Here is a 25,884-nt window from a genome sequence, read left to right on the forward strand (position 1 = left end):
CCTCCGTGGCGGCACTGCTGGTCAGTGCCGCTTTGGTCCTGGCCGATGCCCCGCAGCGCGTGGTGTCGATCAACCTGTGCACCGATCAGCTTGCGCTGTTGCTGGCCGCGCCCGGTCAGCTGGTGTCGGTCACCCGGCTGTCGCATGAGGATACGGATTCTGTGATGGGCGATCAGGCCCGCGCCCTGCCTGCAAACGGCTCGGGCGCCGAAGAGGTCTATCTGCTCAAGCCCGATCTGGTGCTTGCCGGCACCTTCACCTCGATGGCAACGATTTCGATGCTGCGCAATCTCGGGATCGAGGTGGTGCAGTTCGCCCCGGCCCGCGCACTGTCGGATGTGCCCGACCGTCTGGCCCAGATGGGCGAGGCCTTGGGACGCGAGGCAGAAGCGACCGCGATGATCGACAGCTTCAACGCCGATCTGGCGGCGCTGTCGGCTGCCCCCGCTCAGCGCCCCCGTGCAGCGCTGACCTATGTGAACAACTACTCCTCTGGCCGTCATTCGCTGGCGGGAGATGTGCTTTTTGCAGCCGGTTTCGACAATGTGGCCGAAGAAGCGGGCCTCGGCTCGGTCGGGGTGCTGCCGCTGGAGCAGTTGGTGCTGCTGGCGCCCGACGTCATCATCCAGGGGCGCAACTATCCCGGAGCGGCCCGCGCCGAGGACAATCTGGACCACCCGGCGCTGTCATCGCTCAAGGGCACCTATCTCGCGGGAGAGTTGACCGACCGCGACTGGGTCTGCGGCACGCCAACCGTGCTGAACGCGGTCCGCACGATGGTGGACCTGCGCCGCGACGTCGAGGCGCGCCAATGAAACTGACCGCTTTCCTGATCTGCCTGTGCCTCGTGCTGTTCGTGATCTCGCTGGTCACCGGCACCACGCCCGTGTCGGTCTGGCATTCGTTCGCGAGCCTGTTTGCCACCGACGGCAGCCCGATGAGCGTGGTGATGCAGCAGATCCGCCTTCCGCGCGCCTTACTCGCGGTGATGATCGGCGCGTCTCTGGGCGTCTCGGGGGCTGCGATGCAAGGATACCTGCGCAACCCGCTGGCGGAACCGGGGCTGATCGGCGTGTCGGCGGCGGCGGGCCTCGGGGCGGTGCTGGCGCTGCAAACGGGGCTGGCCGCAGCCTTCGCGCTGGCGCTGCCGCTGTCGGCGCTGCTGGCGGCGCTGATCGCGGTGGCGATGATCCTGACGCTGGCGGGGCCGCGTGGTGCCGCGCTGACGCTGATCCTTGCCGGGATCGCGATTTCAGCACTCGCCTCGGCCTTTACCTCGCTGGTGCTGAACCTGTCGCCGAACCCGTTCGCCGCAGCCGAAATCGTGTTCTGGATGCTGGGATCGCTGGCGGACCGGTCGTTCGCGCATGTCTGGCTGGCGCTGCCCTTCATGGCGGTCGGCTGGCTGCTGCTGGGATCGCTTGGGCGCGGTCTGGATGCACTGACCTTGGGCGAGGACGCTGCCGCCGCGATGGGCGTGCGCCTGTCGGGGCTGCGGCTGGCGCTGGTGATCGGCACCGCCGCCTGCGTCGGCGCGGGCACAGCCGTTGCAGGCTCCATCGGCTTTGTCGGGCTGGTCGTGCCGCACGTGCTGCGCCCCTTCGTCGGCGGACAACCCTCGCGGCTGCTCTGGGCCTCGGCGCTTGGCGGGGCAGCGATGGTGCTGGCGGCGGACATCGCGGTGCGCGTGGCCTTGCCCGACCGCGACCTGAAGCTGGGCGTGCTGATGGCGCTGGTCGGAGCACCCCTGTTCCTGCACCTGATCTACAAGACGCGGGGCACACTGCAATGACCGTTCTGACCCTGCAAGACCTGTCCGTCAAACGCGGTGCCTGCCCGTTGATCGAAAACGTGTCGCTGACTTTGCACCCCGGCGAATGTGTTGGCCTGCTGGGCCCCAATGGTGCGGGCAAGACCACTCTGATGCGCGCGGCCCTCGGACTGCTCGCGCATGACGGCACGTCGTCGCTGGCGCAGATGACCAGCATGGAGCGTGCTCGCGCCTGTGCCTGGCTGCCGCAAGCGCGGGAAATCGCCTGGCCCGTCAGCGTGGAGCGTTTGGTGCGTCTGGGCCGCCTGCCCCATTCCGGCACCAAGGCAGAGGACACAGCCGCTGTCGCGGACGCGCTGGCGCAGATGGGGCTGCAGGCCTATGCCCAGCGCACCGCGACGCAGCTGTCGGGTGGTGAACAGGCCCGCGTCCTGATCGCCCGTGCGCTGGCGCAGGACACGCCGTTGATGATGGCGGACGAGCCGATTGCGGGCCTCGATCCGGCCGCACAGATTGCCACGATGCGGGTATTTTCCGCCCTTGCAGCCTCCGGGCGCACGGTGCTGACCTCGCTGCACGATCTTGGGTTGGCGGCGCGCCACTGCTCGCGGGTGATCATGTTACATCAGGGCGGCATCGTCGCGGATGGCCCACCCGCCGAAGTGATGACACCCGAGAACCTCGCGCAGGTCTTCGGCATCCTGGCGCATTACGAGATGACCGACCGCGGGCCGGTGTTCCAGACGCTGGACACGCTGGAATGAATGTGCCGCTGACCCTCGACCGCCCCTGGCTGCGTTTTGATCTCGGCGGGCCGCACCGCGTGCTGAGCTGGGCGCTGAACCGTCCCGGCTTTGTCACTGCCGAAGCGATTTCGTGGCGCGAAGTGCGCAATGCCGACCTGACGCAGGATCTGGACGTGCTGGACTGGCTGACCGGCCAGCTTGCTCTGCGTGGCACGCCGGACGACGTGTGTTTCCTGACCTCGCGCGATATTCGCGCCGTAACCGAACATACCACGACTGCGGGCACCGCAACCGCCCGCGCCGTGGCGACCGTGGGCCTGTCGAACGCCGAACATATCGGCACGCGACTGGACCGCTCGGGCAGGGATTGGGGCACGATCAACGTGGCGGTGCAGACCGATCAGGCGCTTGCCGAGCCTGCGCTGATCGAGATGCTGGCAATTGCCGCACAGGCCCGCACCGTGGCCGTCATGCAAGTGGGCCACCAACTGCCCACCGGGCTGGCCACCGGCACCGGCACCGACTGCATTGCCGTGGCGGCCCGCGAAGGCGCGGCGCCATTTGCAGGCATGCACACCGATCTGGGCGAGGCCGTGGGCCGCGCCGTCCACACCGCCGTGCTGGAAGGTGCGCAGACCTGGATGCAAACCGTTCGCCGCCCGGAGGTCTGCTGATGGCCTTTCCCTATCAGCGCATCGTCTGCCTGACCGAAGAAACGGTCGAAACGCTGTATCTGCTGGGCCAGTCCGACCGCATTGTGGGCGTCACCGGCTATGCCGTGCGTCCCAGCCAGGTGCGCCGCGAAAAGCCCCGTGTGGGCGCGTTCACATCGGCGGACGTGCCCAAGATACTGGAGCTGCAGCCCGATCTGGTGCTGACCTTCTCTGACCTGCAAGCCGACATCGCCGCCGATCTGATCCGCGCGGGCATCGCCGTGCATGGCTTCAATCAACGGTCGGTCGCGGGCATTCTCGACATGATCCGCACGCTGGGCGCGCTGACGGGATGTGCGGCAGAGGCCGATGCACTTGCTGATGGCTATGCCCGCCGGATCGAGAGCATCCGCACCACGCAGCGCCCGTCGCGCCCGCGCGTCTACTTCGAGGAATGGGACGATCCGCCCATCTCCGGCATCCGCTGGGCGTCTGAGCTGATCGAGATTGCAGGCGGCGCGGATGTCTTCGCGCATCTGCAGGCCGAACAGGGTGCGCGCGCCCGCATTCTGGACCCGCAGCAGGTGATCGAAGCCGCCCCCGATATCATCATCGCCTCGTGGTGCGGCAAGAAGGTCCGCCCCGAGCGCATCGCCGCCCGCCCCGGCTGGGAGGTGATCCCGGCGGTTGCCAACGGGCGCATCACCGAGATCAAATCGCCGTTGATCCTGCAACCGGGCCCTGCGGCCCTGACCGAGGGCCTCGACGCGATCCTGACTGCTCTTTGGGGAGAAAAACCATGATGCTGCCACCCTCGCTGATCGCCTTTCTGGAACGCGGTGGCCCGGTGCTCTGGCTGATCGCAGCGCTTTCGGTGCTGACGCTGGCGCTGATTCTGTGGAAGCTGTGGCAGTTGGCACGCCTCGGCGCATGGTCGGGGGCGGCGACGGCGGCAGCGCTGGACGACTGGGCGCAGGGCGATGTTGATGCCGCGCGCGCCAAGCTGGAAGGCCGCCGCTCTATCCGCGCCCGCATGGCGCTGGCGGCGATGACCGCCCGCCACGACCCTGCCCTGACCGAGGCGCAGGCCCGCGAGGAAACCACCGCCCACGCCCGCATTGATCTGGCCCGTGCCCGCACGGGCCTGCGCGCATTGGAGCTGATAGCAACCACGGCACCGCTCTTGGGTCTGCTGGGCACCGTTGTGGGTATGATCGACGCGTTCCAGGCCCTGCAAGAGGCAGGCAGCCGCGCCGACCCCGCAGCCCTTGCCGGTGGCATCTGGGAGGCGCTCTTGACCACCGCCGCAGGCATGGCCGTGGCAATCCCCGCAGGCGTCGCGCTGACGTGGTTCGAAAGCATCGCCGCACGTCTGCAGGGCGACATGGAAACCGCCGCCACCCGCGTCTTTACCCGTGGGCCGAAAGTGCGCTGATGTTCGCCTTTGGCCCCATACGGCCCGCGCGCAGGGCCAGTCTTACGCCGATGATCGACGTGGTGTTCCTGCTGCTGGTGTTCTTCATGCTGGCCGCGCGATTTGGCACCGATTTCGCCCTGCCCCTGCAGACGGCGGGCAGCGGTGCGGCCTATTCCGGGCCCCCGCGTCTCGTGGAAATCGCATCCGACGGCGTGACGCTGAACGGCGTGCCCGTTGGCGATCTGGCGGTGGCTCTTGCGCCGCTGATGTCGGCCCCGGACGATGTCGTGGTGCTGCGCGCGCGCGGCGACGCGACGCTGCAGGATCTGGTACGCACGCTGGACGCTCTGCGCGGTGCCGGGCTCACGCAACTGGTGGTGGTCGAATGAGCCTGATGGATTTCTCGCCCCCCACCCCGCCACGCCGCGCCGCCGAAAACATCGTGCCGATGATCAACGTGGTGTTCCTGCTGCTGATCTTTTTCCTGATGAGCGCGCAGATCGCCCCGCCCGATCCCATCGATGTCACCGTGCCCGACAGTACGTCGGACGCGGCACCGATGGACCCCAACGCGCTCTATGTCGCAGCCGATGGCACGCTGGCCTATGGCGGTGCGACGGGCGACGCGGCATTGGCAGCGCTGAGCGCACATGAGGGCGTGCTGGCCCTGCGCGCCGATGCCACGCTGCCTGCGGCCAAGCTTGCCGCACTGCTGCCACAGCTGGCGGCGGCAGGTGTCTCGGGTGTCGAGCTGATCACGGGGGCAGACTGATGCGCCTGATCGAAGCCGCCGTGTTCCTTTCCTTGGCCGCAAGCGCGCATGTCGGGTTTTGGGCCGTGGTCCCGGCACCGCAGGGGGCTGCATCCTCTGGCGATACGGGCAACGATGCGGCGACGGTCGCACCGGCATCGGCGGCGGTCGCGGCACTGGCCGAGGCTTGGGAAAGGCCCCCCGCCCCGCTGACCGAAGTGGCGATGCCGCAAGCCGCCACCCCGGCCGACACGGCGCCCGCGCGCCCGGTGGCCGAGGCGCCCGCGATGCCCACGGCCCTGCCGCAAGCGCCGCGGTTCGACATCGCCGCACCCGCCCTGCCCGAGGTGCCAGAGCCTGCGGCACCAGTGCGCCCGCAAACCGAAATTGCGCAGCCCGCGCCCCCGCAAACCGACGATGCGGCAGCACCGACCACGCAGCCCGATACGCCCGCAGCGCCAAAGCCACCGCAACAACTGGTCGCTGTCACGCCACCGCCTGCGCTGCCGCAGATCGACCCGACGACGCCGGGCAGCACGTCGAAACGCCCGATGCTGCGCCCGGCGGGTCTGGCCCCTGCGCCGAAACCCAAACCGACGCCCAAGCCAAAGCCACAAGCCCAAAGTGCGTCGGCCCCGAAGGCGAAATCCACCGCCAAAGGCACCGCGCGTGCCGCGCCCAACGCGGGAACCGGCGGCGCGGCAAAAACGCAAAGCGTGTCTTCGGCCCGCGCCAATGCGCTACAGGCCGAATGGGGGGCTGCCATCCAGGCCAAGGTGCGCCGCAATGCCGCGGCCCCGGCGGGATCGGGCGCGGGGCGTACCAAGCTTGCGCTGTCCATCGCCGCGTCGGGCGTGCTGCAATCGGTGCAGGTCGTCGCCTCGTCGGGCAACGCCGCGCTGGACAGCGCCGCGATTTCCGCCGTCAAACGCGCCCGCCGCTTTGCCCGCGCGCCCAATGGTCTGAGCAAACCGGCCTACACGTTCACCATCGCGCTGGATTTCAACGGCTGACTTGCCCTGCGTCCGGCAATGCAGTAGCGCAGGCGCATGATAGAAGAAACTTCGACAATCACGGTGTTCGACCTGCTGATCTGGGCCGGTGTGGGCATCTCCTTCGTGGGCCTTGTCGGGCTGGTCTGGTGCATCGTCCGCGTGACGCGCGCCAAACGGGCGGGGCTGGACGACGACGCCATGCGCGCCGTGCTGAAAAGCGTGGTGCCGCTGAACCTGGGCGCGCTGTTCATTTCGGCCTTTGGGCTGATGATGGTCGTGATGGGCATCATCCTGGGCTGAGACGGCGCACCGCAGTGGAATTTGGCGCGACGTGCCGCATCGCGGATACTGGACAGGCGCGCGGCATCGGCCTAGACGTTTTGCCATGGATATACGTCAAATCACCCCCGACTATTTCGTCTCGCCCCAGATTGATCCGGCGGACATGCCCGCAATCGCCGAGGCCGGCTTTACTTGCGTGATCTGCAACCGGCCCGATAGTGAGATTCCGCCCAGCCACCATGCCGACGTGATGGCCCAGGCGGCAGAGGCTGCGGGGCTTGCGTTCAAGGTATTGCCCCTGACCCACCAGACGATGACCCCTGACAATGTCGCGGCGCAGATGGGCTTTGCCGCCGATGCACCGGGCAAGGTTCTGGCCTATTGCGCATCCGGCACCCGCTGCACGGTGATCTGGGCGCTGGGTCAGGCGGGCACGCAAAGCGTGGACGACATCCTGGCGACCGCACAGAAGGGCGGCTATGATCTGGAAGGACTGCGGCCCACCCTGACAGCACTTTCGGGGGCCTGAGACCACCTCAGGCAGATTTCAGATCCGGCAGGTCATTTAGATCGTTCAGCGTCGGAAGATCATTCAGGTCTGGCAGATCGCTCAGGTCCGGCAGATCATCCAGTTCGGGCAGTTTCATATCATCGAAATTGGGCATGGCTGCCATCGGCGCCCCGCCCAGTTCGGCAAGCGGCGCAAGCGCAGGCAGGTTGGGCACCGCCGATTGCCCCACCGTGATCTGCGACACCTGCGGCATCTCGACGTCGGCCTGATCAGATGCACGCCTGAGCGGTTTGTCGGCATGCGACGGTTCGCGGTCAAGCTTGAGCGCGCGCAGCCCGTCCACCTGCCCCAGCGTGCCCGTCCCCAGACATTTGCCCGACTGCGCGATGATCCGCGTCTTGGGGAAGGTGCCCAGCGGCAACAACAGCGTATCACCGGCGGCAAGCCCTGTCAGATCCGCAAGGTTCATCCGCAACTGGCACAGCTGCACCATCAACTCCGCCTCCAGGTGCATCACCACATCCGTCAGATTGGCCGTGGCCCCCTCGGCAGAAACTTCGGCATGGTCCGCTATGCTGCGTGTGCCGTCATCAGGGTCGGCCACGGGCGGCAGGAACAGCACCAGATCGCCCTGCCGCGCGCCCCGCGCCTGGTCCAGTGTCAGGCGGATCACGCGGTACACAGGTTCTTCCAGCGCCATGCCGACAAGGCGCGGCTCTTCCGCGCGGACGCCAAAGCTATAGCCCTGCAAAAGCGCCCTGTCGGCCTCGTCCTCGACAGCGTTTGCCGCCCTTTCAAAAAGCGCGTCCAGCATCGGGGCGCACATCGCGGCATCGGTTTCGGTCATCGGGCGCGGATCGTCCATGGCGGGCAATACGCGGCCCATGGTCTGCTGCTGGATCAGCCCGCCGACCAGCCCCGCGTCGATCATCGCGGCACCCACGCGGCCTTGCGGCCCGTCAAGCAGCACAAGAAGGGCGATATCATCCATCATTTCGATGCACGCCTCCTGGCTGCGTTCCTCGACGACCAGACCAATCGCCTGCATCGCCATGTTGAAGACATCCTTCGCCACCTTGGCAATCGACAGCCGCATCGCCTTGGCGACGGTCACCGACCGCGCCTGATGCTGCTGCTGTCCGGCCGCCGTCTTGCGATGCAGCACTGATAATGTCGGGTCGTTAGCGCTCATGGCACCCCTGCCCTGCGAAAGGATACCTCTGTCCTAGGCAGTATTGGTTACCATAGCCTTTAAATCGCCCAGTTTCGGCCCAGCCCCCCCCCAGGCCACGCCTATTGCGCAGCCAGCGCCGCCGCGCGCGGCATCTGTACCACGAAGAGATTGCCCGAGGCCTGCGGCACATGGGAAATATCGCCCCCCAGGCGCGCCATGATCTCGCGGCAGATGGCCAACCCCAGACCCGCGCCCGACCCGTCGCCTTCGGCCACGCGGGCGAATTTCTCGAAGATCAGCGCCCGCGCGGCATCGGGGATCGGCGTTCCATTGTCGCGAAATTCGACCCTCAGCATGTCAGGCGTGGCGCGCACCGAAATCTCCAGCTGCGGCGCCTCGGCCCGGCAATATTTCTGCGCGTTGGTGATCAGGTTGATGAACACCTGCCCCAGCCGGTCCATATCGGTGGTCAGCATGGTGTCGGCGGTCGTTTTGTGCCGCACGATCCGCAGCCGCCCGTCGCCGCTGGCCCCGGCCGTGATCACCGCGTGATCCAGCACCGCGTCCAGCCGCCCCGTGGCGGGGTTCAGGCTGACCTGACCGTTTTCCAACACACTGAGGTCCAGAAGATCGTCCAGCAGGCGGGTCAGCCGGATCGCCTCGACGTGGATGATCGAGGCGTATTTGGTCTTTTCCGCCGCACTCAGCCCTTCGGCATCGCGCATGATCTCGGAAAAGGCGCGGATCGAGGTCATCGGCGTGCGCAATTCGTGGCTGATTTGGCCCAGAAATGCGTCTTTTTGCACCGACAATTGCGTCAGCTTGTCGTTGGCCTCGCGCAATTGCCCGGCGGTGCGGCTGAGCTCGGCAGATTTCGTTTCGAGTTGGCTGGAATATTCCAGCATCTGCGCGGATTCGTCCGCCACCGCCAGCAGATCCTCGACCGAGACCGAGGCCGCGCCGACCATCTGGCTGACCATCGCATGCGCAGTCGCGGTCCCGACCGAAGCCGAGAGTTCGCGTTCCAGCCGTTCCAGAAACGCAGGGTTCGGTTCGGGCAGATGGCCAATCATCCCCTGCTCGCGCGCAGCAGCACGAAACAGCGCCTGCGCTTCGGCGGCCCCCAGGATACGCTGCGCCATGATCATCAGATCCTCCGACGCAGCGACGGACGCATGCCAGCCGCGCGCCTGCCCCGAATGGTCGAAGACGTTGACGAATTGCGCGCCCTGCAATCGCTCCAACGGCTTGGGAAAGCTCAGCAACGAGCCTACCACGAAGACGCAGGTGTTCAGCAACAGCGACCAAAGCACCGCATGCACTGTGGGGTCGATCCCCTCGATCCCGAAGAACGCATAGGGGCGCAGCCAGCCGATGCCCCAGGGGCCGACCTCGAAGAACGATGCGGGCAGCACCGCGCCCTGGCCGAAGCTGGGCAAGAGCGAGGCATAGACCCAGATTGCAAAGCCCAGGCACAGCCCCGACAGTGCGCCCACTCGCGTCGCCCCGCGCCAGAAGATGCCGCCCAGCATCGCGGGCAGGAACTGTGCCACACCGGCAAAGGAAATCAGCCCGATGGCAGCCAGCGCACCGCTGCCGCCTGACAGAACGTAGTAAAGATAGCCAAGTGCGATGATCAGCAAAATCGACAGCCGCCGCGCGCGCAGGATCACGCTGCGCACATCGCCTGACATGCTGGCCCCCCCCGGTTTGAGGCTGAGGTAGATCGGCATCACCACGTGGTTCGACACCATCGTCGACAGGGCCAGCGTCGCCACGATCACCATCGACGTGGCCGAGGAGAAACCGCCCAGGAACGACAGCACGGCAAGCCCGGTGCGCCCTTCGGCCAGCGGCACGCTGACCACGAAAAGATCGGGGTTCGATCCCGGCGGCAAGAGGTTCAGGCCCACCACTGCAATCGGCACCACAAACAGGCTCATCAGCATCAGGTAGACCGGAAAGGCCCAGCTTGCGATCTGCACGTGGCGCTCGTCGTCGTTCTCGACCACCAGCACCTGAAACATGCGCGGCAGGCACAGGAACGCCGCCGCCGACAGCACGGTCAGCGCGGCCCAACGGCTGCGGTCGACCTGCCATGTGCCCAAGGCACTTGCGTCGATCTGTTCCATCATCGGACGAACCCCGCCCGCGATGCCCCAGACCACGAAGATGCCCACGGCTATCAGCGCCACCAGCTTGACCACGGCCTCGACCGCGATGGCGATGACCACACCGTCGTGACGCTCGTTCGCGTTCAGGTTGCGCGTGCCGAACAGAACGGTGAACACGGCCAGTCCCGCAGCCACCCAAAAGCCCGAGGACAGCATGTTGAGGCCTGCGCTTCCATCCGCAGCGGGAGGCCCGGCGAAGGCCGACAAGGCCAGCGTAACCGACTGCAATTGCAGCGCAATATAGGGTGTCACACCGACCACGGCCATCACCGTGACCACGATCGCCAGCGTGTTCGACTTGCCATAGCGCGCCGAAATCAGGTCGGCGACCGACGTCACCCGTTGGCTGCGACCGATGCGCACCAGCTTGCGCAGCACCCACCACCAGCCGATCATCACCAGCGACGGGCCGAGGTAGATGGTGACATATTCCATGCCCGACCGCGCCGCGTATCCTACCGCGCCGTAGAACGTCCAGGCGGTGCAATAGATCGACAGTGACAGCGTGTAGACCAGCGGCGTGCGCAACCAGCCGCTGCGTCCGCGCACGGCGGCGCGTTCGGCGGCAAAGGCCACGGCAAAGAGAAACGCCACATAGATCAGGCTGACGCCGATCAGCAGGTTCAGCGAGGCGGTCACGGATCATGCTTCGGATCAGATGCCGCGTCCTCGGCACTGCGTCGCAGCCCGCGCCACAGCCATGCGCTGAGCCCAATCAGAACGCACCACACGCCGAAGATGTAGTAGATCACGCCCGACATCGCAACATGCCCCGCCTCGTCGCCCGACGGCCACAGCGTTGGCACCATCCACAGCATCAGTCCCAACACCGGCAACAGCCGCTGCGCGTCCTGCATCCGGCGGCGGCGATAGCTGCGTCGTTCCAGAAACACCGGAGAGGACGGGCCGCGCGCCATGACCTAGACCCGCACCAGATCGCGCACGGCGTTCAACACTTCAGTGTTGGAGAACGGCTTGGTCATGAAACGGTTGACCCCGGCCCGTTCCGCCTCTTCGCGGTCGCGCAACTGCCCGCGTGCAGTCAACATCAGCACCGGCAGGGCGGCGAAATCCGGCAAGGCGCGCAATTCGGTCAGGATCGCGATGCCGCTCTTGCCCGGCAGCATATAGTCGAGCACCACCAGGTCGGGCCGCGCGTCGCGGATCGCCGACACGGCAGTGGCCCCGTCCGAATGCGTGTCCACCTTCCAGCCTTCGCGTTTCAGCAAGAAACTCATGGCCTCGATGATGTTCACTTCGTCTTCGACCAGCAAAACATGCTTGTCCATTGGCGTCCATTCCTCCCCGAACGGCCCCCGTCGCTGTCATCTGCGACGACCCCACGCGGCATCGCTGCGCGTGGAACTCCCCCTTGATCGCAGACTATTGATCGAAAAGCGGTGCCTGTCAAAAGCCCCCTTCAAAAGCCAACACTCAGGATCGACGGCTCGCGGCGGCCTGCGCAAGCTTCGCGCGGGCAGACGCGGCAGGTCGATCCGACGGGGCGGCCCGGTGGCTGGCTTTGATCCGGTGCGGTCACGGGCAGGATCAGCATGGTCGCATGAACCAGCTGCGGCGCGTTGTATTGCGCAGGCCCCACAGGCTCGGCCACCGCGAAACAGTCGAAGGTTGCGACGCGGCGGCCCTGCTGCTGGACCCGCTCGCGCAGCACCTGACCGGGATGCATCAGCACCTGGAACAGCGGCCAGAGCGGGCAGCACGCCCCGAAACGCGGGATCGAAAAGCCTTCGACGGGGCGGCGGAACACCAGACTGCCCGCGCGGTCACTGACCACAAGACCGCGCTGGGTGTCGGGCTGTGCCGCAAGCCTGCGCAGGATGCGCGCGACGGACACCCCGAACCGCTGGGCAAGGGCCACCGGGTCCATGCCCGTCTCTGTCAGAGCCTCTGCCAGGGCATCGCGGCTGACCGCGCGGGCGTCGGCCTCGATCTGGCCCAGAACCTGCCGCGCCAAATGCTGTGCCGCGACTGACGCCAGTTGCGGCGCACCGGCCAGCACCGCGTCGACCGTTTGCGTGCCAGCCTCCAGCCCGTCGAACCCGTGACCCTGCGCATCGAGAAACGCGTCGACCTCTTCCTGCGGTGAGGCATTGCCGGTCTCTTCTGTGTTGGCGTCGAGATAAGTCACCAGCGCCTTGGCACTGTCGGCAAGACGGCGGCTGTCCTGGTCGATGTTGGCATGAAACCGCGCCTGCCAGTCGGGCGAGATGTTGGTGTCATCCGCCAGGATCGACGCAGTCGAGCGGATCGCGGCGGCGGTCGACAGAACCTCGTGCATCGAGGTGGCCAGTTGCGGATCGTGCGTCAGCCGGTCGCTGAGGGTCTCGACCGTGCGTTCCAGCGAAAGCACGCGGCGGTGCGCGCCTGCCAGCACCTCGGCCCAACCGGGAAAGCGGCCTGCGAACTCTTCCACCCGCTCGACCTCGGCCACGCCCTTGCCCACGTCGTTTGCCGCCTCGCGCAAGGAGGCGATCAAAGCGGCCTCTGCCCCTTCGGTCAGCGCCGAAGGTTCGACCCCCAGCACATGCGCGATGTTCAACAGCAGTTTTCCGCCGATTCTGCGCCGGTTGTGTTCGATCAGGTTAAGATAGCTGGCCGAAATTCCGATCTGGCGCGCCAGATCCGCCTGTTTCAGTCCTGCGATCACCCGGCGCTCCCGGATGCGGCTGCCTGTCAGAGTGTCCCGGATCATCGTCAACCTCTCGAGCATTGTTGGGCTTTTTCAATGGCTTTCTGCGCCGCGACATAAGTTAATTTACAGTATGCACCTGTATTCTGTTCAGTTGTTTACAAAATAGTTGTGATTTTCAAGGGGGTTATTGCGCAATTTTCCAAAAGCAGGCGATAACATCTTTGCACTGTGCACCAACAGGCGTGGTGCATGCGGTCGTGCGGACGGAGGAGTCGGCGGGCGCTTTTCAACAACTGGGAGGATTTTCATGTCCAATTCGAACTTTACACGCCGCGGCGTGCTCAAGACCGGCAGCATCGCCGGCGCGGGCCTTGCGCTGCCGACGTATCTGAGTGCGGCGGCCCATTCCGGCTTTACCAACGCGCCCACCGGCGACACGGTCACGCTGGGCTTTAACGTACCCCAATCCGGACCCTACGCAGACGAAGGCGCGGACGAGCTGCGCGCCTTCGAGCTGGCGGTCGAACACCTGAACGGTCAGGGCGACGGCGGCATGATGAGCACGTTCTCGTCCAAGGTTCTGGACGGCACCGGCATCATGGGCAAGAAGGTCGATTTCGTCACCGGCGACACGCAGACGAAATCGGACGCAGCCCGCGCATCGGCCAAGTCGATGATCGAAAAAGACGGCGCGATCATGATCTCGGGCGGTTCGTCCTCGGGCGTGGCCGTGGCTGTGCAGGGCCTTTGCCAAGAGGCCGGCGTGATCTTCATGGCGGGTCTGACCCACTCGAACGACACCACCGGCAAGGACAAGAAAGCCAACGGTTTCCGCCACTTCTTCAACGCGTACATGTCCGCCGCCGCCCTCGCACCCGTGCTTGAGCAGCTTTACGGGACAGATCGCCGCGCCTATCACCTGACGGCCGACTATACCTGGGGCTGGACGCAAGAAGAATCGATCGCAGCCGCGACCGAAGCACTGGGCTGGGATACCGTCGAGAAGGTCCGCACGCCGCTGGCCGCAACCGACTTTTCGTCCTATATCGCGCCGGTTCTGAACTCGGGCGCAGATGTTCTGGTTCTGAACCACTACGGCGGGAACATGGTCAACTCGCTGACCAACGCCGTGCAGTTTGGCCTGCGTGAAAAACAAGCCAACGGCAAGAACTTCGAGATTGTCGTTCCGCTCTATTCCGAGCTGATGGCCAAGGGTGCAGGCAGAAACATCGCCGGTATCGTGGGCTCGCAAAACTGGGACTGGAAACTGGAGAACGAAAAGGGCGACCGTTACGCGGGCACCAACGCTTTCGTCAAATCCTTCGGCGAAAAATACGGCTTCCCGCCCAGCCAGGCCGCTCAGACCTGCTATGCGCAGACGCTGCTTTATGCTGACGCCGTCACGCGCGCCGGATCGTTCAACCCCTGCGCCGTCGTCGAGGCCCTGGAAGGGTTCGAATTCGACGGTCTGGGCAACGGCCCGACGCTCTACCGTGCAGGCGACCACCAGTGCTTTAAGGACGTCGTGGTCGTGCGTGGCAAGGAAAACCCCGAGAACGAATTCGATCTCGTGGAAATCGTCGAAGTCACGCCGACCGAGCAGGTCACATACCCCGTCGATCACCCGATGTTCTCGGGCGGTGCGCTGGGTTCGTGCAACCCCGGCGCCTAAGACCGGTCAGCCATGCGGGGCGGGCACCAGCCTGCCCCGCATTCCCTGCCGCGCGGCGCAGGCAGTTTTCCTGAACATAAACGAGTGGGACGATGGATCAGATAATCCTTCAATTTCTCAACGGTCTCGACAAGGGCTCCGCTTATGCGTTGATCGCCCTTGGCCTGACCCTGATCTTTGGCACACTGGGCGTGGTCAACTTTGCCCACGGGGCGCTGTTCATGATCGGCGCCTTCTGCGCCGTGACCGTGCAGCGTATCCTGACGCTGTCCACCGTCGTCGAGGACCCGACCAAGACCGATTTCCTCGGCAATCCCGCCAAGATCAGCACGCCCTACGTCGAAAGCTGGTTTGGCCCCGAAATGGGGGCCGCCCTGATCGACTGGTCGGTGCCGCTGGCCATCGTATTTGCAATTCCGATCATGGTCGCCTTGGGTTTCATCATGGAACGCGGCCTGATCAAACACTTCTACAAACGCCCCCACGCGGACCAGATCCTTGTCACATTCGGCCTCGCCATCGTGCTTCAGGAAGTGATCAAGGCATTCTACGGCGCCAACCCGATCCCCACCGGCGCGCCCGAAGTGTTCCGCGGATCGTTCGATTTCGGCGTGCTGATCGGGTTCGATCCCAACGCGATCATCTACCCCTACTGGCGCATGGTCTATTTTGCCTTTGCTGCCGTCATCATCGGCGCGGTCTTTGCGTTCCTGCAATTCACCACCTTCGGCATGGTCGTGCGCGCGGGCATGGCGGATCGAGAAACCGTGGGCCTTCTGGGCATCAACATCGACCGCCGCTTTACCATCATGTTCGGCATCGCCGCCGCCGTCGCAGGGCTGGCGGGTGTGATGTATGCGCCGATCAATTCGCCCAACTATCACATGGGCATGGACTTTCTGGTGCTCAGCTTCGTGGTGGTCGTCGTCGGCGGCATGGGCTCGCTGCCCGGCGCGGTGCTGGCAGGCTTCCTGCTGGGCATCCTCGAAGCCTTCGCCTCGATGAACGAGGTCAAGGCGATCTTCCCCGGCATCGACCAGATCATCATCTACGTGGTTGCCATCATCATCATTCTGACCCGCCCCCGCGGCCTGATGGGCCGCAAGGGCGTGATGGAGGAATAAGACATGCTCGGACTGACCAAAAAAGACTTTACCCTGTTCGTGGTGGTCATCGTGATGGTCGCACTTGCGCCCTTCCTTCTGAACCCCTTTCCACAGGGGTCCAGCCTCGCGCAGATGTTCAACGCGGGCTACCCCGACCTGATGCAGCGGTTCGTGATCTTCGGCATCCTGGTGATCGGGTTCAACATCCTGTTCGGCCTGACCGGCTACCTCAGCTTTGGCCACGCGGCGTTCCTGGGCGTGGGGTCCTATTCCGCCGTGTGGATGTTCAAGCTGCTGGGCATGAACGTGATCCCCGGCATCCTGCTTTCGATGGTGGTGGCGGGCATCTTTGCGCTGGCCATCGGCTATGTCAGCCTGCGCCGTTCGGGCATCTATTTCTCGATCCTGACGCTGGCCTTTGCACAGATGTCGTACAATCTGGCCTATTCGGTGCTGGGCAACCCGTCGTCAAACTTCAACCTGACCAATGGCGAGACCGGCCTGCAACTGCTGCTGACCGACCCGCGCATTCTGGGGCAATCGACCACGCCCGATGGATCGCTGCCGGTGACCAACTTCTTCGGGATCGCGATGCGCGACAGCTACGAACTGCGCTTGGGTGACTGGCTGTTCACCTTCAACGCCGGCTATTACCTGTGCGGCATCATCATGCTAATTTCGTTCTACATCTCGATCCGCATCTTCCGCTCGCCTTTCGGGATGATGCTGCGGGCGGTGAAATCGAACCAGCAGCGGATGAACTACACCGGCCTGAACACCAAGCCTTATACGCTGGCTGCCTTTGTCATCTCGGGCGTCTATGCCGGTCTGGCGGGTGGCTTGCTGTCGTCGATGGACCCGCTGGCCGGGGCCGAGCGGATGCATTGGACCGCATCGGGCGAAATCGTGATCATGGCGATCTTGGGCGGTGTCGGCACCTTGATCGGCCCGATCCTGGGCGCCGGGTTCAACGAGTATTTCAAGAACATCCTGAGCAAGATCAACGACAGCGTGCTGCATCAATGGCTGGGTTTCCTGCCCGACGGGATCGAGGATTTCCTCGTCACGATCATTCATCCCTTCGTGGGCAAGGGCTGGCATCTGACCTTGGGTCTGTTGTTCATGATCGTCATCATCTTCCTGCCCGGCGGGCTGGTCGAGGGCGGCAAACGTCTGGGCGGCATGATCACCGGCCGCACAAGACGGTCGGCCAAGGCCGAAGCCAAGCAACGCAACCATCCAGCCGAATAGGAGAGCGACGATGGGTATTCTCGAAGTCAAGAATGTGAACAAACGCTTCGGCGGGTTGCAGGCTCTGGGAGACGTGAACCTGAGCATCGCGGAGCACAGCGTGCATGCCATCATCGGGCCCAATGGTGCGGGCAAGTCGACGCTGCTGAACTGTCTGGTCGGCAAGCTGATGCCCGACACCGGGTCGGTGCTGTTCGACGGCCAATCGGTGCTGGGGCGCAAACCCTACCAGATCAACCAGATGGGCATCAGCCGGGTGTTCCAGACGCCGGAAATCTTTGGCGATCTGTCGGTGCTGGAAAACATGATGATCCCCTGCTTTGCCAAGCGCGACGGGTCGTTCGGGCTGAACGCGATGACCAACATGCTGAAAGACCGCGAGATCGTTGAGCGGGCAGAGCACATGCTGGAAGAGATGAACATGGCCGACAAGCGGCACATGCATTCCGCATCGCTGTCGCGCGGCGACAAGCGGCGGCTGGAAATCGGCATGTGCCTCAGCCAGGAACCGCGCCTGCTGCTGCTGGACGAACCCACCGCGGGCATGGCGCGCGCCGACACCAACAACACCATCGACCTGCTCAAGCAGATCAGGGACCAGCGCGACATCACAATCGTGATCATCGAACACGACATGCACGTGGTATTTTCACTCGCCGAACGGATCACCGTTCTGGCGCAGGGCACTCCGCTGGTCGAAGACACACCCGACAAGATCAAGGGGCACCCAAAGGTGCGCGAAGCCTATCTTGGCGAAACCCAAGCCGCATAAGGACGGGACAGATGAACACCAAACCCGACTTCTCGAAGAACGCTAACCACGCCGCAACAGCCCCCGCCTTTCTGTCAGTCTGGGACATGCACGCTTATTACGGCGAAAGCTACATCGTGCAAGGCGTCAGCTTTAACGTCCACGAGGGCGAAATCCTGGCCCTGCTGGGCCGCAACGGTGCGGGCAAGACATCCACCCTGCGCTCGATTGCGCGCATCGGGACCCCAGAGGTGCGCAAGGGCGAGATCTGGCTGGATCACAAGCCGCTGCACACCATGTCAAGCTATGAGGCAGCACAGGCGGGTCTGGGGCTGGTGCCCGAGGATCGCCGGATCATCCAGGGGCTGACGGTCGAGGAAAACCTGAAGCTGGCCCAGATCGCGCCGCCCATCGGCTGGTCGATCGAGCGTCTGTACGACCTGTTCCCCCGTCTGGGTGAGCGGCGGATGCAAGAGGGCGTGACCCTGTCGGGCGGTGAACAGCAGATGCTGGCGATTGCCCGCGCGCTGGCCCGCGACATCAAGGTGCTGCTGCTGGACGAACCCTATGAGGGGCTGGCCCCGGTGATCGTGGACGAGATCGAAAAGACCCTGCGCATCATCAAGGATCAGGGCATCACCACAGTGATCGTCGAGCAGAACGCGGTGCGCGCGCTGCAACTGGCGGACCGTGCGGTGATTCTCGACACCGGCGGCATCGTCTTCGACGGCACCGCCGCCGAAGTGCTCGATAACAAGGAACTGCGCGAAGAATACCTCGCGATCTGATCCGTCAGGCGGGCGCGCGCCTTACAGCAGCGCCCGCAGTTCCGTCTTCAGCACCTTGCCATAGTTGTTCTTGGGCAATGCGTCGACATGCACATAGGCCTTGGGCGCCTTAAACCGCGCGATCTGCGCGCGACACAGCGCGTCCAGCTCGCCGTCGGTCGCGGTGCCCACGACAAAGGCCACGACCTCTTCGCCCCAGTCGGCATGCGGACGCCCCACCACCGACACTTCGCTGACCTGCGGATGGCTTTGCAACACCTCCTCGACCTCGCGCGGATAGATGTTGCTGCCGCCCGAGATGATCACATCCTTGGACCGGTCCTGCAGGGTCAGATATCCCTGCGCATCCAGCACACCGATGTCGCCCGTCATCAGCCAGCCGTCGCGCAGCGTGTCGGCGGTGGCGCGTGGATTGTTCCAATAGCCCAGCATCACCGGCGCGCCGCGCACCATGATCTCGCCCGCCGCACCCGTGGGCAGGGGCGCGCCGTCACTGTCGGCAATCGCCACCTCGACGCAGGATTGCGCGCGCCCCACCGACGCCACCCGCGCCATGTCGTCACCCGAAACATCGCACCGCGACAGCGCCGTGATCGCCATCGGGCATTCGCCCTGCCCATAGATCTGGACGAACACATCGCCAAAGGTCTCGCGCGCGGCCAGAATATCGGCCAGATACATCGGCCCGCCCGCATAGACCACGGTGCGCAGGCCTTCGCCCGCGCGGCCAGACGCCTTGGCGTAACTGGTCAGCCGCGTCACCATCGTCGGTGCCGCAAACATGTGCACCCCACCAAAATGTTCTGACAGATCAAGGATTTCCGCCGGATCGAACCCGCCCGACGCCGGGCAGACATGCCGCGCGCCGATCCGCACGTGCATCAGGTTATAGAGGCCCGCACCGTGGCTCATCGGGGCGGCATAGAGGGCCGCATCACTGGCTGACACTTGATCGACGTCGGCAAAATAGCTCAGCGCCATCGCCATCAGGTTGCCGTGCGACAGCATCACGCCCTTGGGCTTGCCCGTGGTCCCCGAGGTATAGAACAGCCACGCCAGATCATGTTCGGCACGGCGCACGGGGCGCACCAGCGAAGTGCCCTGCGGCAGATCCGTGACGATCCGCGCGCCGACCTTGGCGGCGCGCAGCGCGTCAGCCTGCGCCGCGGTGGCAAAAACCACCTGCGCACCGGAATCCTCAAGTATGAACGCCGCCTCGCGCCCGTGCAGCTTGGCGTTGATAGGCACCACGGCGGTCCCTGCGTACCAGCAGCCCCACATCACCACCAGGTAATCGGGCACATTCGCCATGAAGATCGCCACGCGGTCGCCCGGTGCCACGCCTTGTGCGCCCAGCCAGCCGGCCAGTTCGCGTGCCAATCTGTCGAACCTGCCGTAATCGGCGACGCCTTCGGTCCCCTCGAACAACGCGGGCGCGCGCGGTGTCGCGGCGGCGGTGCGTTCCAGCCATGTTGCCAAGTTCATTTTATGTCATCTCCTCGCATCCCTTGGCGCGCACTATGGCGCGCAGGCGGGCCTGCTTCAATCTGGCAAAGCCATGCTTTCCAATGCGCCACTTCTGGCCTATAACCTGCCCCCAGAACAGGGGGCGCCCGAAGCCCCTGACAAGAGGTCGAGGACGACAATGACAAAGAACAAACACGATGACGACGTGGCCTTTATCAAGGCGCTGGCCGAGCTTCTGCGCGAAAACGACCTGACAGAGCTTCAGGTCAAACGCGACTATGCCGAAGACGACAGCCTGAACGTGCGCGTCACGCGCGAACACCCGCCCGTCGCAGGTTATGCGCCCGCGCCCGCACAATATTCCGCGGCCCCGGCTGCTGCTGCCGCCTCTGCGGCTCCGGCCTCCTCCGCGCCCGCCGCCGACGAAGACCCCGCCGACCACCCCGGCGCTGTGACCTCGCCGATGGTCGGCACGGTCTACATGCAGGCCGAACCCGGCGCGCCTTCGTTCATCTCTGTCGGCACCACCGTGGCCGAAGGCGACACGCTGCTGATCGTCGAGGCGATGAAGACCATGAACCACATTCCGGCCCCCCGCGCCGGCACCGTCAAGCGTATCCTGGTTGATGATGGCGCTGCGGTCGAATTTGGCGCACCGCTTGTGATCCTGGAATAAGGGTCTGAGCATGTTCAATAAAATTCTGATCGCCAACCGCGGAGAGATCGCCCTGCGCGTGATCCGCGCGGCCCGCGAAATGGGCATCCGCAGCGTCGCCGTGCATTCGACCGCCGACAGCGACGCGATGCACGTACGCATGGCCGACGAAAGCGTGTGCATCGGCCCGCCCTCGTCCACACAGTCCTACCTGTCGATCCCATCGATCATCGCGGCCTGCGAAATCACCGGTGCCGAAGCGGTCCACCCCGGCTATGGCTTTCTGTCCGAAAACGCGGCCTTCGTGCAGATCGTTCAGGACCACGACCTGACATTCATCGGCCCCACCGCCGACCACATCCGCGTCATGGGCGACAAGATCACCGCCAAGGACACGATGAGAAAGCTCGGCGTGCCTTGCGTTCCCGGCTCGGAGGGCGGCGTTGACACGCTCGAAGACGCCAAGCGCATCGGCGAGGAGATGGGCTATCCCGTCATCATCAAGGCGACCGCCGGCGGCGGCGGCAAAGGCATGAAAGTCGCTCAGACCGCAGCCGACATGGAACGCGCCTTCATGACGGCCCGCGCCGAGGGCAAGTCGAACTTCGGCAACGACGAAGTCTATATCGAGAAATATCTGACCACGCCCCGTCACATCGAAATTCAGGTGTTCGGCGACGGCAAGGGCCGCGCGGTCCACCTGGGCGAGCGCGACTGTTCGCTGCAACGCCGCCACCAGAAGGTGTTCGAAGAAGCCCCCGGCCCCACGATCACCCAGGAAGAACGCGACCGCATCGGCAAGATCTGCGCCGACGCCTGCGCCAACATCAACTATATCGGTGCCGGCACGATCGAGTTCCTGTACGAGAACGGCGAGTTCTACTTCATCGAGATGAACACCCGGCTTCAGGTCGAACACCCCGTCACCGAAGGGATTTTCGGCGTCGATCTGGTGCGCGAACAGATCCGCGTGGCGTCGGGCCTGCCGATGTCGTTCACCCAAGAAGACCTGAAGATCAACGGCCACGCCATCGAGGTCCGCATCAACGCCGAGCGTCTGCCCAACTTTGCGCCCTGCCCCGGTCGGATCACGCAGTACCACGCGCCCGGCGGTCTGGGCGTGCGCATGGATTCCGCGCTCTATGACGGCTATTCGATCCCGCCCTACTATGACAGCCTGATCGGCAAGCTGATCGTGCACGGACGCGACCGGCCCGAGGCGCTGGCGCGTCTGCAGCGTGCCTTGGGCGAGTTGATCGTCGATGGCGTCGACACCACGATCCCGCTGTTCGATGCGCTGTTGCAAGAGCCCGACATCCATTCCGGCAACTACAACATTCACTGGCTGGAACACTGGCTGGAGACGCATCTGCAGCCTGCCTGATGGATCTCACGCCAGAGATTCTCTTGCACGGCTACAGCATCGGGATCTTTCCGATGGCCGAACACCGCGACGACCCGGAGATTTTCTGGGTCGATCCGCGCAAACGCGGGGTGATGCCGCTGGACGGGTTTCACATGTCCCGCAGCCTTGCCCGCGCCATGCGCCGCAGCGACTGGCGGGTTGCGATCAACACAGACTTCGACGGCACCGTTGCCGCCTGCGCCGACCGATCAGAGACCTGGATCAACGCTGAAATCCGAGGGCTTTACAATGCGTTGCACCGGGGTGGGCATGCCCATTCGTTCGAACTATACGAAGGCGACGCGCTGATCGGAGGCGTCTATGGTGTGACCTTGGGCGGCGCATTCTTTGGCGAAAGCATGTTTTCGCGGCGCACCAATGCGTCGAAAATGGCGCTGGGCGCCTGCGTCGATCACCTGCGGCGGTGTGGGTTCACCCTGTTCGACACGCAATTCCTGACCGATCACCTGGCGTCGCTGGGCGGTGTCGAGGTGTCACGCGCGGGCTATCACCGGATGCTTGAGGCGGCGTTGAAAGACAATGCAAGCTTTACGATGCTGCCGCCACCCACGCTTTACGATGTGGTGCAGCGCAGCACCCAGACGTCATAGCGCGGGTGTTCCATAGCACTCAGCGCCGGGGCCGAGGCGATCATCCAGCCGGAGAATATCACGCCCTCGCGGCCTGTCTGGCTGATCTCAAGCGAGACGAACGCATCGCCCGACGGGTTGCCCACGGGATAGCGGCAATCGCGTACCACGATGTTCATGCGGCCAAATTCGACGCCTTGGCCGGTGGCCACTTCCATGTCAGTCACATGGCCGTTGAACGTATCCAGCCCGCGCAGAACCGCGCCACCCGCCTGCGAGGTTTCCTGCGCCGAGAGGGGCAGCGCAAACATCGCCGCGCAGAGGGCCACGATCGGGCCTCTCACTCTGATGCTCCGTCGCCGCCGCTAACGAACTTCAACAGCAGCGAAATCAGGGAAACGGCCCCTTGGGTGTCAGTGATCACGTCACCCGGCTCGTAAGCGAAAGGCGATCCGCCCGGCACGATCTCGACGAAATTGCCGCCCAGCAGCCCTTCGGAGCTGATCACGATGGCACTGTCGTCGGGGATTTCAATGGTGTTTGCCAGCGCCACGGTGGTGTCGGCGCGAAAGGTTTCGGGGTTCAGGGATACGCCGGACACGGTCCCGACCTTCACGCCCGCCAGCCGCACGTCTGACCCGACGCTGATCCCCTCGAGGCTGCGAAAGCTGGCCTGCAACGGATAGCTGTCGCCACCCGTACTTAGCCCTGCCGCCTGCGCCGCATAGATGCCAAAGGCCACGGCGGCGGCCAGAACGACCCCGCCCACCAGAACTTCTGTTGTGTTCTCAGACATTTATTCGGGGCTCCACGCCTCGTAATCGGTCCGCTCGGCGGGCTGTACGCGCCGGATCGACCCTGCGGGCGCATAGGCCAGCGCGGTGCCGGTCAGGTTTTCCTGATGCGGCTTTTCCCAGACCTTGTGGATCAGCGGCTTGTCGGTCGGGGGCTCGTCCCAGGTGCGGTGCAGCCAACCGTGCCAGCTGGGGTCGATCCGCGACGCTTCCGCCTCGCCGTTGAAGATCACCCAGCGCTTGCTGTCGTCCGCATTGCGGTAAAACATATTGCCCTCGGCATCCTCGCCGACCTTGCTGCCCTTGCGCCAAGTGAACAACTGCGTGTTCAGGGTTTGCCCGTTCCACCACGTCACCGCGCGCAACATTGATTTGAGAATACCCATTTCGGCCTCCGAAAGCTTTGTCCTGTCTATGCCGCATCGCGCGTCCAAGGTCCAGTGGACAGGTGCGCGCAGTTGGCTATTCGGGCGATTACGCGCCCGCCAGGGCCGTCACTTCGATCTCGATCAGATACTTCGGGTCAATCAGACCGCATTCGATCATCGTCGCAGCGGGCGGGTTTTCACCGAACACCTCCTGCAACACCGGCCAGCAGGCTTCGAAATCAGCGGCCTTGGGCAGCATATAGGTCACGCGTACGGCGTTCTCGAACCCGCTGCCCGCCTCGGTCAGCGCCTTGCCGATGGTGGCCAGTGCGTCGGCGCACTGCGCCTCGACGGTGTCGCCCTGCCCCACGGTGCCCGCCACATGGACAAAGCCGCCCGCAACCACGGCGCGGCAATAGCCGATTTTGGCCTCGAATGCGCCGCCTGAATGTATCCGCTTGATCGTCATGTTGTTTCCCACTGTTTCACGAAAAAAGGCGGCACCCGAAAAGCGCCGCCTTTGTCATACTATCCCAAGGCATCTGCCTTAGCCTGCAGTCGCAGGGGTCTTTTCCGCATCGGCGTGGATCATCAGTGGGGCGGCGTCGGAATTTACCGCCTCCTCGTTCACGACCACTTCAGTCACGCTGTCGAGACCCGGCAGTTCAAACATGGTGTTCAACAAGATGTCTTCCAGGATCGACCGCAGGCCCCGCGCGCCGGTCTTGCGCTGAATCGCGCGTTTGGCAATCGCGGTCAGCGCGTCGTCGGTAAACGTCAGCACCGTGTCCTCGATTTCGAACAGACGCTGGTATTGCTTGACCAGCGCGTTCTTGGGCTGGGTCAGAATGGTGACCAGCGCGTCCTCGTCCAGATCCTCCAGCGTCGCCAGAACCGGCAAACGGCCGACGAATTCCGGGATCAGACCGAATTTCAGCAGATCCTCTGGCTCGAGGTCGGTGAAAATCTCGCCGATGCCGCGCGCGTCGTTGTCACGCACATCCGCACCGAACCCCATCGCCGAGCCCTTGCCGCGCGCCGCGATGATCCGGTCCAGACCGGCAAAGGCACCGCCGCAGATGAACAGGATGTTCGTCGTATCCACCTGCAGGAATTCCTGCTGCGGATGCTTGCGCCCGCCCTGCGGCGGCACCGATGCGACGGTGCCTTCCATCAGTTTTAGCAGCGCCTGCTGCACGCCCTCGCCTGACACGTCGCGGGTGATCGACGGGTTTTCGGACTTGCGTGTAATCTTGTCGACCTCGTCGATATAGACGATGCCGCGCTGCGCCCGCTCGACGTTGTATTCGCTCGATTGCAGCAGCTTGAGGATGATGTTTTCCACATCCTCGCCCACGTATCCCGCTTCGGTCAGCGTCGTTGCGTCCGCCATCGTGAACGGCACATCCAGGATGCGCGCCAGCGTCTGCGCCAGCAGCGTCTTGCCGCAGCCGGTGGGGCCGATCAGCAGGATGTTGGATTTCGAAAGCTCGATGTCGCCGCCCTTCTGGGCATGGTTCAGCCGTTTGTAGTGGTTATGAACCGCCACAGACAGCACCCGCTTGGCCATCGCCTGACCGATCACATAATCGTCCAGCACGCCGCAGATGTCTTTGGGCGTGGGCACGCCGTCGGTCGATTTCAGCCCGCTGGCCTTGGTCTCTTCGCGGATGATGTCCATGCACAGTTCAACGCATTCATCACAGATGAAAACGGTCGGTCCCGCAATCAGCTTGCGGACCTCGTGCTGGCTTTTGCCGCAAAAGCTGCAGTAAAGCGTATTCTTGCTGTCGCCGCCGGAAGTATTCGCCATGTCCACCCTTTCAGGTTTTTGCCGTTTGTCACTGCCCCGCCCGATGACGTCGCAGCCTGTTTCGAGGATGTTGGGGCCAGTTTAAGCCAGCCCCAGA

General features: G+C 64.4%; 30 protein-coding genes. 19 read left to right on the plus strand and 11 right to left on the minus strand.

Going from position 1 to position 25,884, the window contains the following annotated elements; all coding sequences use genetic code 11:
* Positions 1–5 precede the first annotated feature (5 nt).
* The 11 genes from NTA49_RS04330 to NTA49_RS04380 all read left to right on the plus strand — a co-directional run bounded on the left by NTA49_RS04330 (position 6) and on the right by NTA49_RS04380 (position 7,144).
* Complete coding sequence (locus tag NTA49_RS04330; protein WP_258293429.1) at positions 6–815, plus strand: ABC transporter substrate-binding protein; 810 nt, start codon at positions 6–8, stop codon at positions 813–815.
* On the plus strand, positions 812–1,792 hold the full coding sequence (locus NTA49_RS04335; protein ID WP_258293430.1) for a FecCD family ABC transporter permease: 981 nt from the start codon (positions 812–814) through the stop codon (positions 1,790–1,792). Before NTA49_RS04330 ends, NTA49_RS04335 begins: the two co-directional genes overlap by 4 nt.
* Positions 1,789–2,535, plus strand: a complete 747-nt coding sequence (locus tag NTA49_RS04340; protein WP_258293431.1) for an ABC transporter ATP-binding protein — start codon at positions 1,789–1,791, stop codon at positions 2,533–2,535. Before NTA49_RS04335 ends, NTA49_RS04340 begins: the two co-directional genes overlap by 4 nt.
* Positions 2,532–3,191, plus strand: a complete 660-nt coding sequence (locus NTA49_RS04345; RefSeq protein WP_258293432.1) for an adenosylcobinamide amidohydrolase — start codon at positions 2,532–2,534, stop codon at positions 3,189–3,191. Before NTA49_RS04340 ends, NTA49_RS04345 begins: the two co-directional genes overlap by 4 nt.
* A complete protein-coding gene (locus NTA49_RS04350; protein WP_258293433.1) occupies positions 3,191–3,973 on the plus strand; it encodes a cobalamin-binding protein in 783 nt (260 codons plus the stop codon). The genes NTA49_RS04345 and NTA49_RS04350 overlap by 1 nt, the downstream gene beginning before the upstream one ends.
* Positions 3,970–4,605 carry a MotA/TolQ/ExbB proton channel family protein gene (locus NTA49_RS04355; RefSeq protein ID WP_258293434.1) on the plus strand — a complete coding sequence of 212 codons (636 nt, stop codon included), beginning with the start codon at positions 3,970–3,972 and terminating at the stop codon, positions 4,603–4,605. Before NTA49_RS04350 ends, NTA49_RS04355 begins: the two co-directional genes overlap by 4 nt.
* Positions 4,605–4,976: an ExbD/TolR family protein gene (locus tag NTA49_RS04360; protein WP_258293435.1), complete on the plus strand. Its 372-nt coding sequence runs from the start codon at positions 4,605–4,607 to the stop codon at positions 4,974–4,976. The genes NTA49_RS04355 and NTA49_RS04360 overlap by 1 nt, the downstream gene beginning before the upstream one ends.
* A complete protein-coding gene (locus tag NTA49_RS04365; protein WP_258293436.1) occupies positions 4,973–5,359 on the plus strand; it encodes an ExbD/TolR family protein in 387 nt (128 codons plus the stop codon). Before NTA49_RS04360 ends, NTA49_RS04365 begins: the two co-directional genes overlap by 4 nt.
* Positions 5,359–6,351 carry a TonB family protein gene (locus tag NTA49_RS04370; protein ID WP_258293437.1) on the plus strand — a complete coding sequence of 331 codons (993 nt, stop codon included), beginning with the start codon at positions 5,359–5,361 and terminating at the stop codon, positions 6,349–6,351. Before NTA49_RS04365 ends, NTA49_RS04370 begins: the two co-directional genes overlap by 1 nt.
* A 36-nt stretch (positions 6,352–6,387) precedes the next feature.
* On the plus strand, positions 6,388–6,633 hold the full coding sequence (locus NTA49_RS04375) for a hypothetical protein (protein ID WP_258293438.1): 246 nt from the start codon (positions 6,388–6,390) through the stop codon (positions 6,631–6,633).
* Between the two features lie 85 nt (positions 6,634–6,718).
* The gene (locus NTA49_RS04380; protein ID WP_258293439.1) at positions 6,719–7,144 is read left to right on the plus strand and encodes a TIGR01244 family sulfur transferase; all 426 of its coding nucleotides are present in this window, start codon (positions 6,719–6,721) and stop codon (positions 7,142–7,144) included.
* 7 nt (positions 7,145–7,151) lie between these two features.
* Here the strand turns inward: NTA49_RS04380 and NTA49_RS04385 are convergent, their stop codons facing one another.
* The 5 genes from NTA49_RS04385 to NTA49_RS04405 form a co-directional block, all read right to left on the minus strand.
* The gene (locus tag NTA49_RS04385) at positions 7,152–8,318 is read right to left on the minus strand and encodes a FliM/FliN family flagellar motor switch protein (RefSeq protein WP_258293440.1); all 1,167 of its coding nucleotides are present in this window, start codon (positions 8,316–8,318) and stop codon (positions 7,152–7,154) included.
* 101 nt (positions 8,319–8,419) lie between these two features.
* Complete coding sequence (locus tag NTA49_RS04390) at positions 8,420–11,113, minus strand: sensor histidine kinase (RefSeq protein WP_258293441.1); 2,694 nt, start codon at positions 11,111–11,113, stop codon at positions 8,420–8,422.
* Positions 11,110–11,391, minus strand: a complete 282-nt coding sequence (locus tag NTA49_RS04395; protein WP_258293442.1) for a hypothetical protein — start codon at positions 11,389–11,391, stop codon at positions 11,110–11,112. Before NTA49_RS04395 ends, NTA49_RS04390 begins: the two co-directional genes overlap by 4 nt.
* 3 nt (positions 11,392–11,394) lie before the next feature.
* Positions 11,395–11,763: a response regulator transcription factor gene (locus NTA49_RS04400; protein WP_258293443.1), complete on the minus strand. Its 369-nt coding sequence runs from the start codon at positions 11,761–11,763 to the stop codon at positions 11,395–11,397.
* A gap of 131 nt (positions 11,764–11,894) precedes the next feature.
* On the minus strand, positions 11,895–13,187 hold the full coding sequence (locus NTA49_RS04405; protein WP_261368149.1) for a helix-turn-helix domain-containing protein: 1,293 nt from the start codon (positions 13,185–13,187) through the stop codon (positions 11,895–11,897).
* Positions 13,188–13,434: 247 nt separating this feature from the next.
* Between NTA49_RS04405 and NTA49_RS04410 the strand changes: the two genes are divergently transcribed.
* The 5 genes from NTA49_RS04410 (at position 13,435) to NTA49_RS04430 (ending at position 18,695) form a co-directional block, all read left to right on the plus strand.
* Positions 13,435–14,799 (plus strand): substrate-binding protein, encoded by a 1,365-nt coding sequence (locus NTA49_RS04410; protein WP_258293445.1) that lies wholly within the window; start codon positions 13,435–13,437, stop codon positions 14,797–14,799.
* Between the two features lie 92 nt (positions 14,800–14,891).
* On the plus strand, positions 14,892–15,923 hold the full coding sequence (locus NTA49_RS04415; protein WP_258293446.1) for a branched-chain amino acid ABC transporter permease: 1,032 nt from the start codon (positions 14,892–14,894) through the stop codon (positions 15,921–15,923).
* 3 nt (positions 15,924–15,926) lie between these two features.
* The gene (locus NTA49_RS04420) at positions 15,927–17,156 is read left to right on the plus strand and encodes a branched-chain amino acid ABC transporter permease (RefSeq protein ID WP_258293447.1); all 1,230 of its coding nucleotides are present in this window, start codon (positions 15,927–15,929) and stop codon (positions 17,154–17,156) included.
* A gap of 10 nt (positions 17,157–17,166) precedes the next feature.
* A complete protein-coding gene (locus NTA49_RS04425; RefSeq protein ID WP_258293448.1) occupies positions 17,167–17,928 on the plus strand; it encodes an ABC transporter ATP-binding protein in 762 nt (253 codons plus the stop codon).
* Positions 17,929–17,939: 11 nt separating this feature from the next.
* Positions 17,940–18,695 (plus strand): ABC transporter ATP-binding protein, encoded by a 756-nt coding sequence (locus NTA49_RS04430; RefSeq protein ID WP_258293449.1) that lies wholly within the window; start codon positions 17,940–17,942, stop codon positions 18,693–18,695.
* 21 nt (positions 18,696–18,716) lie between these two features.
* Here the strand turns inward: NTA49_RS04430 and NTA49_RS04435 are convergent, their stop codons facing one another.
* Positions 18,717–20,180: a class I adenylate-forming enzyme family protein gene (locus NTA49_RS04435; protein WP_258293450.1), complete on the minus strand. Its 1,464-nt coding sequence runs from the start codon at positions 20,178–20,180 to the stop codon at positions 18,717–18,719.
* Positions 20,181–20,340: 160 nt separating this feature from the next.
* Here NTA49_RS04435 and accB point away from each other — a divergent pair, with 160 nt between their 5' ends.
* Genes accB through aat form a run of 3 tightly spaced genes read left to right on the plus strand, consistent with a single transcriptional unit; the run spans position 20,341 to position 22,833 of the window.
* Positions 20,341–20,838, plus strand: coding sequence for an acetyl-CoA carboxylase biotin carboxyl carrier protein (gene accB / locus NTA49_RS04440; protein ID WP_258293451.1), 498 nt, complete (start codon positions 20,341–20,343; stop codon positions 20,836–20,838).
* 10 nt (positions 20,839–20,848) lie between these two features.
* Positions 20,849–22,201 (plus strand): acetyl-CoA carboxylase biotin carboxylase subunit, encoded by a 1,353-nt coding sequence (gene accC / locus NTA49_RS04445; RefSeq protein ID WP_258293452.1) that lies wholly within the window; start codon positions 20,849–20,851, stop codon positions 22,199–22,201.
* Positions 22,201–22,833 carry a leucyl/phenylalanyl-tRNA--protein transferase gene (gene aat / locus NTA49_RS04450; RefSeq protein WP_258293453.1) on the plus strand — a complete coding sequence of 211 codons (633 nt, stop codon included), beginning with the start codon at positions 22,201–22,203 and terminating at the stop codon, positions 22,831–22,833. The genes accC and aat overlap by 1 nt, the downstream gene beginning before the upstream one ends.
* On the opposite strand, the gene NTA49_RS04455 is transcribed toward aat, so the two are convergent.
* The 5 genes from NTA49_RS04455 to clpX form a co-directional block, all read right to left on the minus strand.
* Positions 22,797–23,156, minus strand: a complete 360-nt coding sequence (locus NTA49_RS04455; protein ID WP_258293454.1) for a DUF2155 domain-containing protein — start codon at positions 23,154–23,156, stop codon at positions 22,797–22,799. The genes aat and NTA49_RS04455 overlap by 37 nt on opposite strands.
* Positions 23,153–23,608 carry an outer membrane lipid asymmetry maintenance protein MlaD gene (gene mlaD / locus NTA49_RS04460; RefSeq protein ID WP_258293455.1) on the minus strand — a complete coding sequence of 152 codons (456 nt, stop codon included), beginning with the start codon at positions 23,606–23,608 and terminating at the stop codon, positions 23,153–23,155. Before mlaD ends, NTA49_RS04455 begins: the two co-directional genes overlap by 4 nt.
* Positions 23,609–23,992 (minus strand): NADH:ubiquinone oxidoreductase subunit NDUFA12, encoded by a 384-nt coding sequence (locus tag NTA49_RS04465; protein ID WP_258293456.1) that lies wholly within the window; start codon positions 23,990–23,992, stop codon positions 23,609–23,611. It lies immediately after the preceding gene.
* 88 nt (positions 23,993–24,080) lie between these two features.
* Positions 24,081–24,443, minus strand: a complete 363-nt coding sequence (locus NTA49_RS04470; protein WP_258293457.1) for a RidA family protein — start codon at positions 24,441–24,443, stop codon at positions 24,081–24,083.
* Positions 24,444–24,521: 78 nt separating this feature from the next.
* On the minus strand, positions 24,522–25,787 hold the full coding sequence (gene clpX, locus NTA49_RS04475) for an ATP-dependent Clp protease ATP-binding subunit ClpX (protein WP_258293458.1): 1,266 nt from the start codon (positions 25,785–25,787) through the stop codon (positions 24,522–24,524).
* Positions 25,788–25,884: the final 97 nt, after the last annotated feature.

The sequence above is a fragment of the Pseudosulfitobacter koreensis genome, from assembly GCF_024733015.1.
GTDB lineage: Bacteria > Pseudomonadota > Alphaproteobacteria > Rhodobacterales > Rhodobacteraceae > Pseudosulfitobacter > Pseudosulfitobacter koreensis.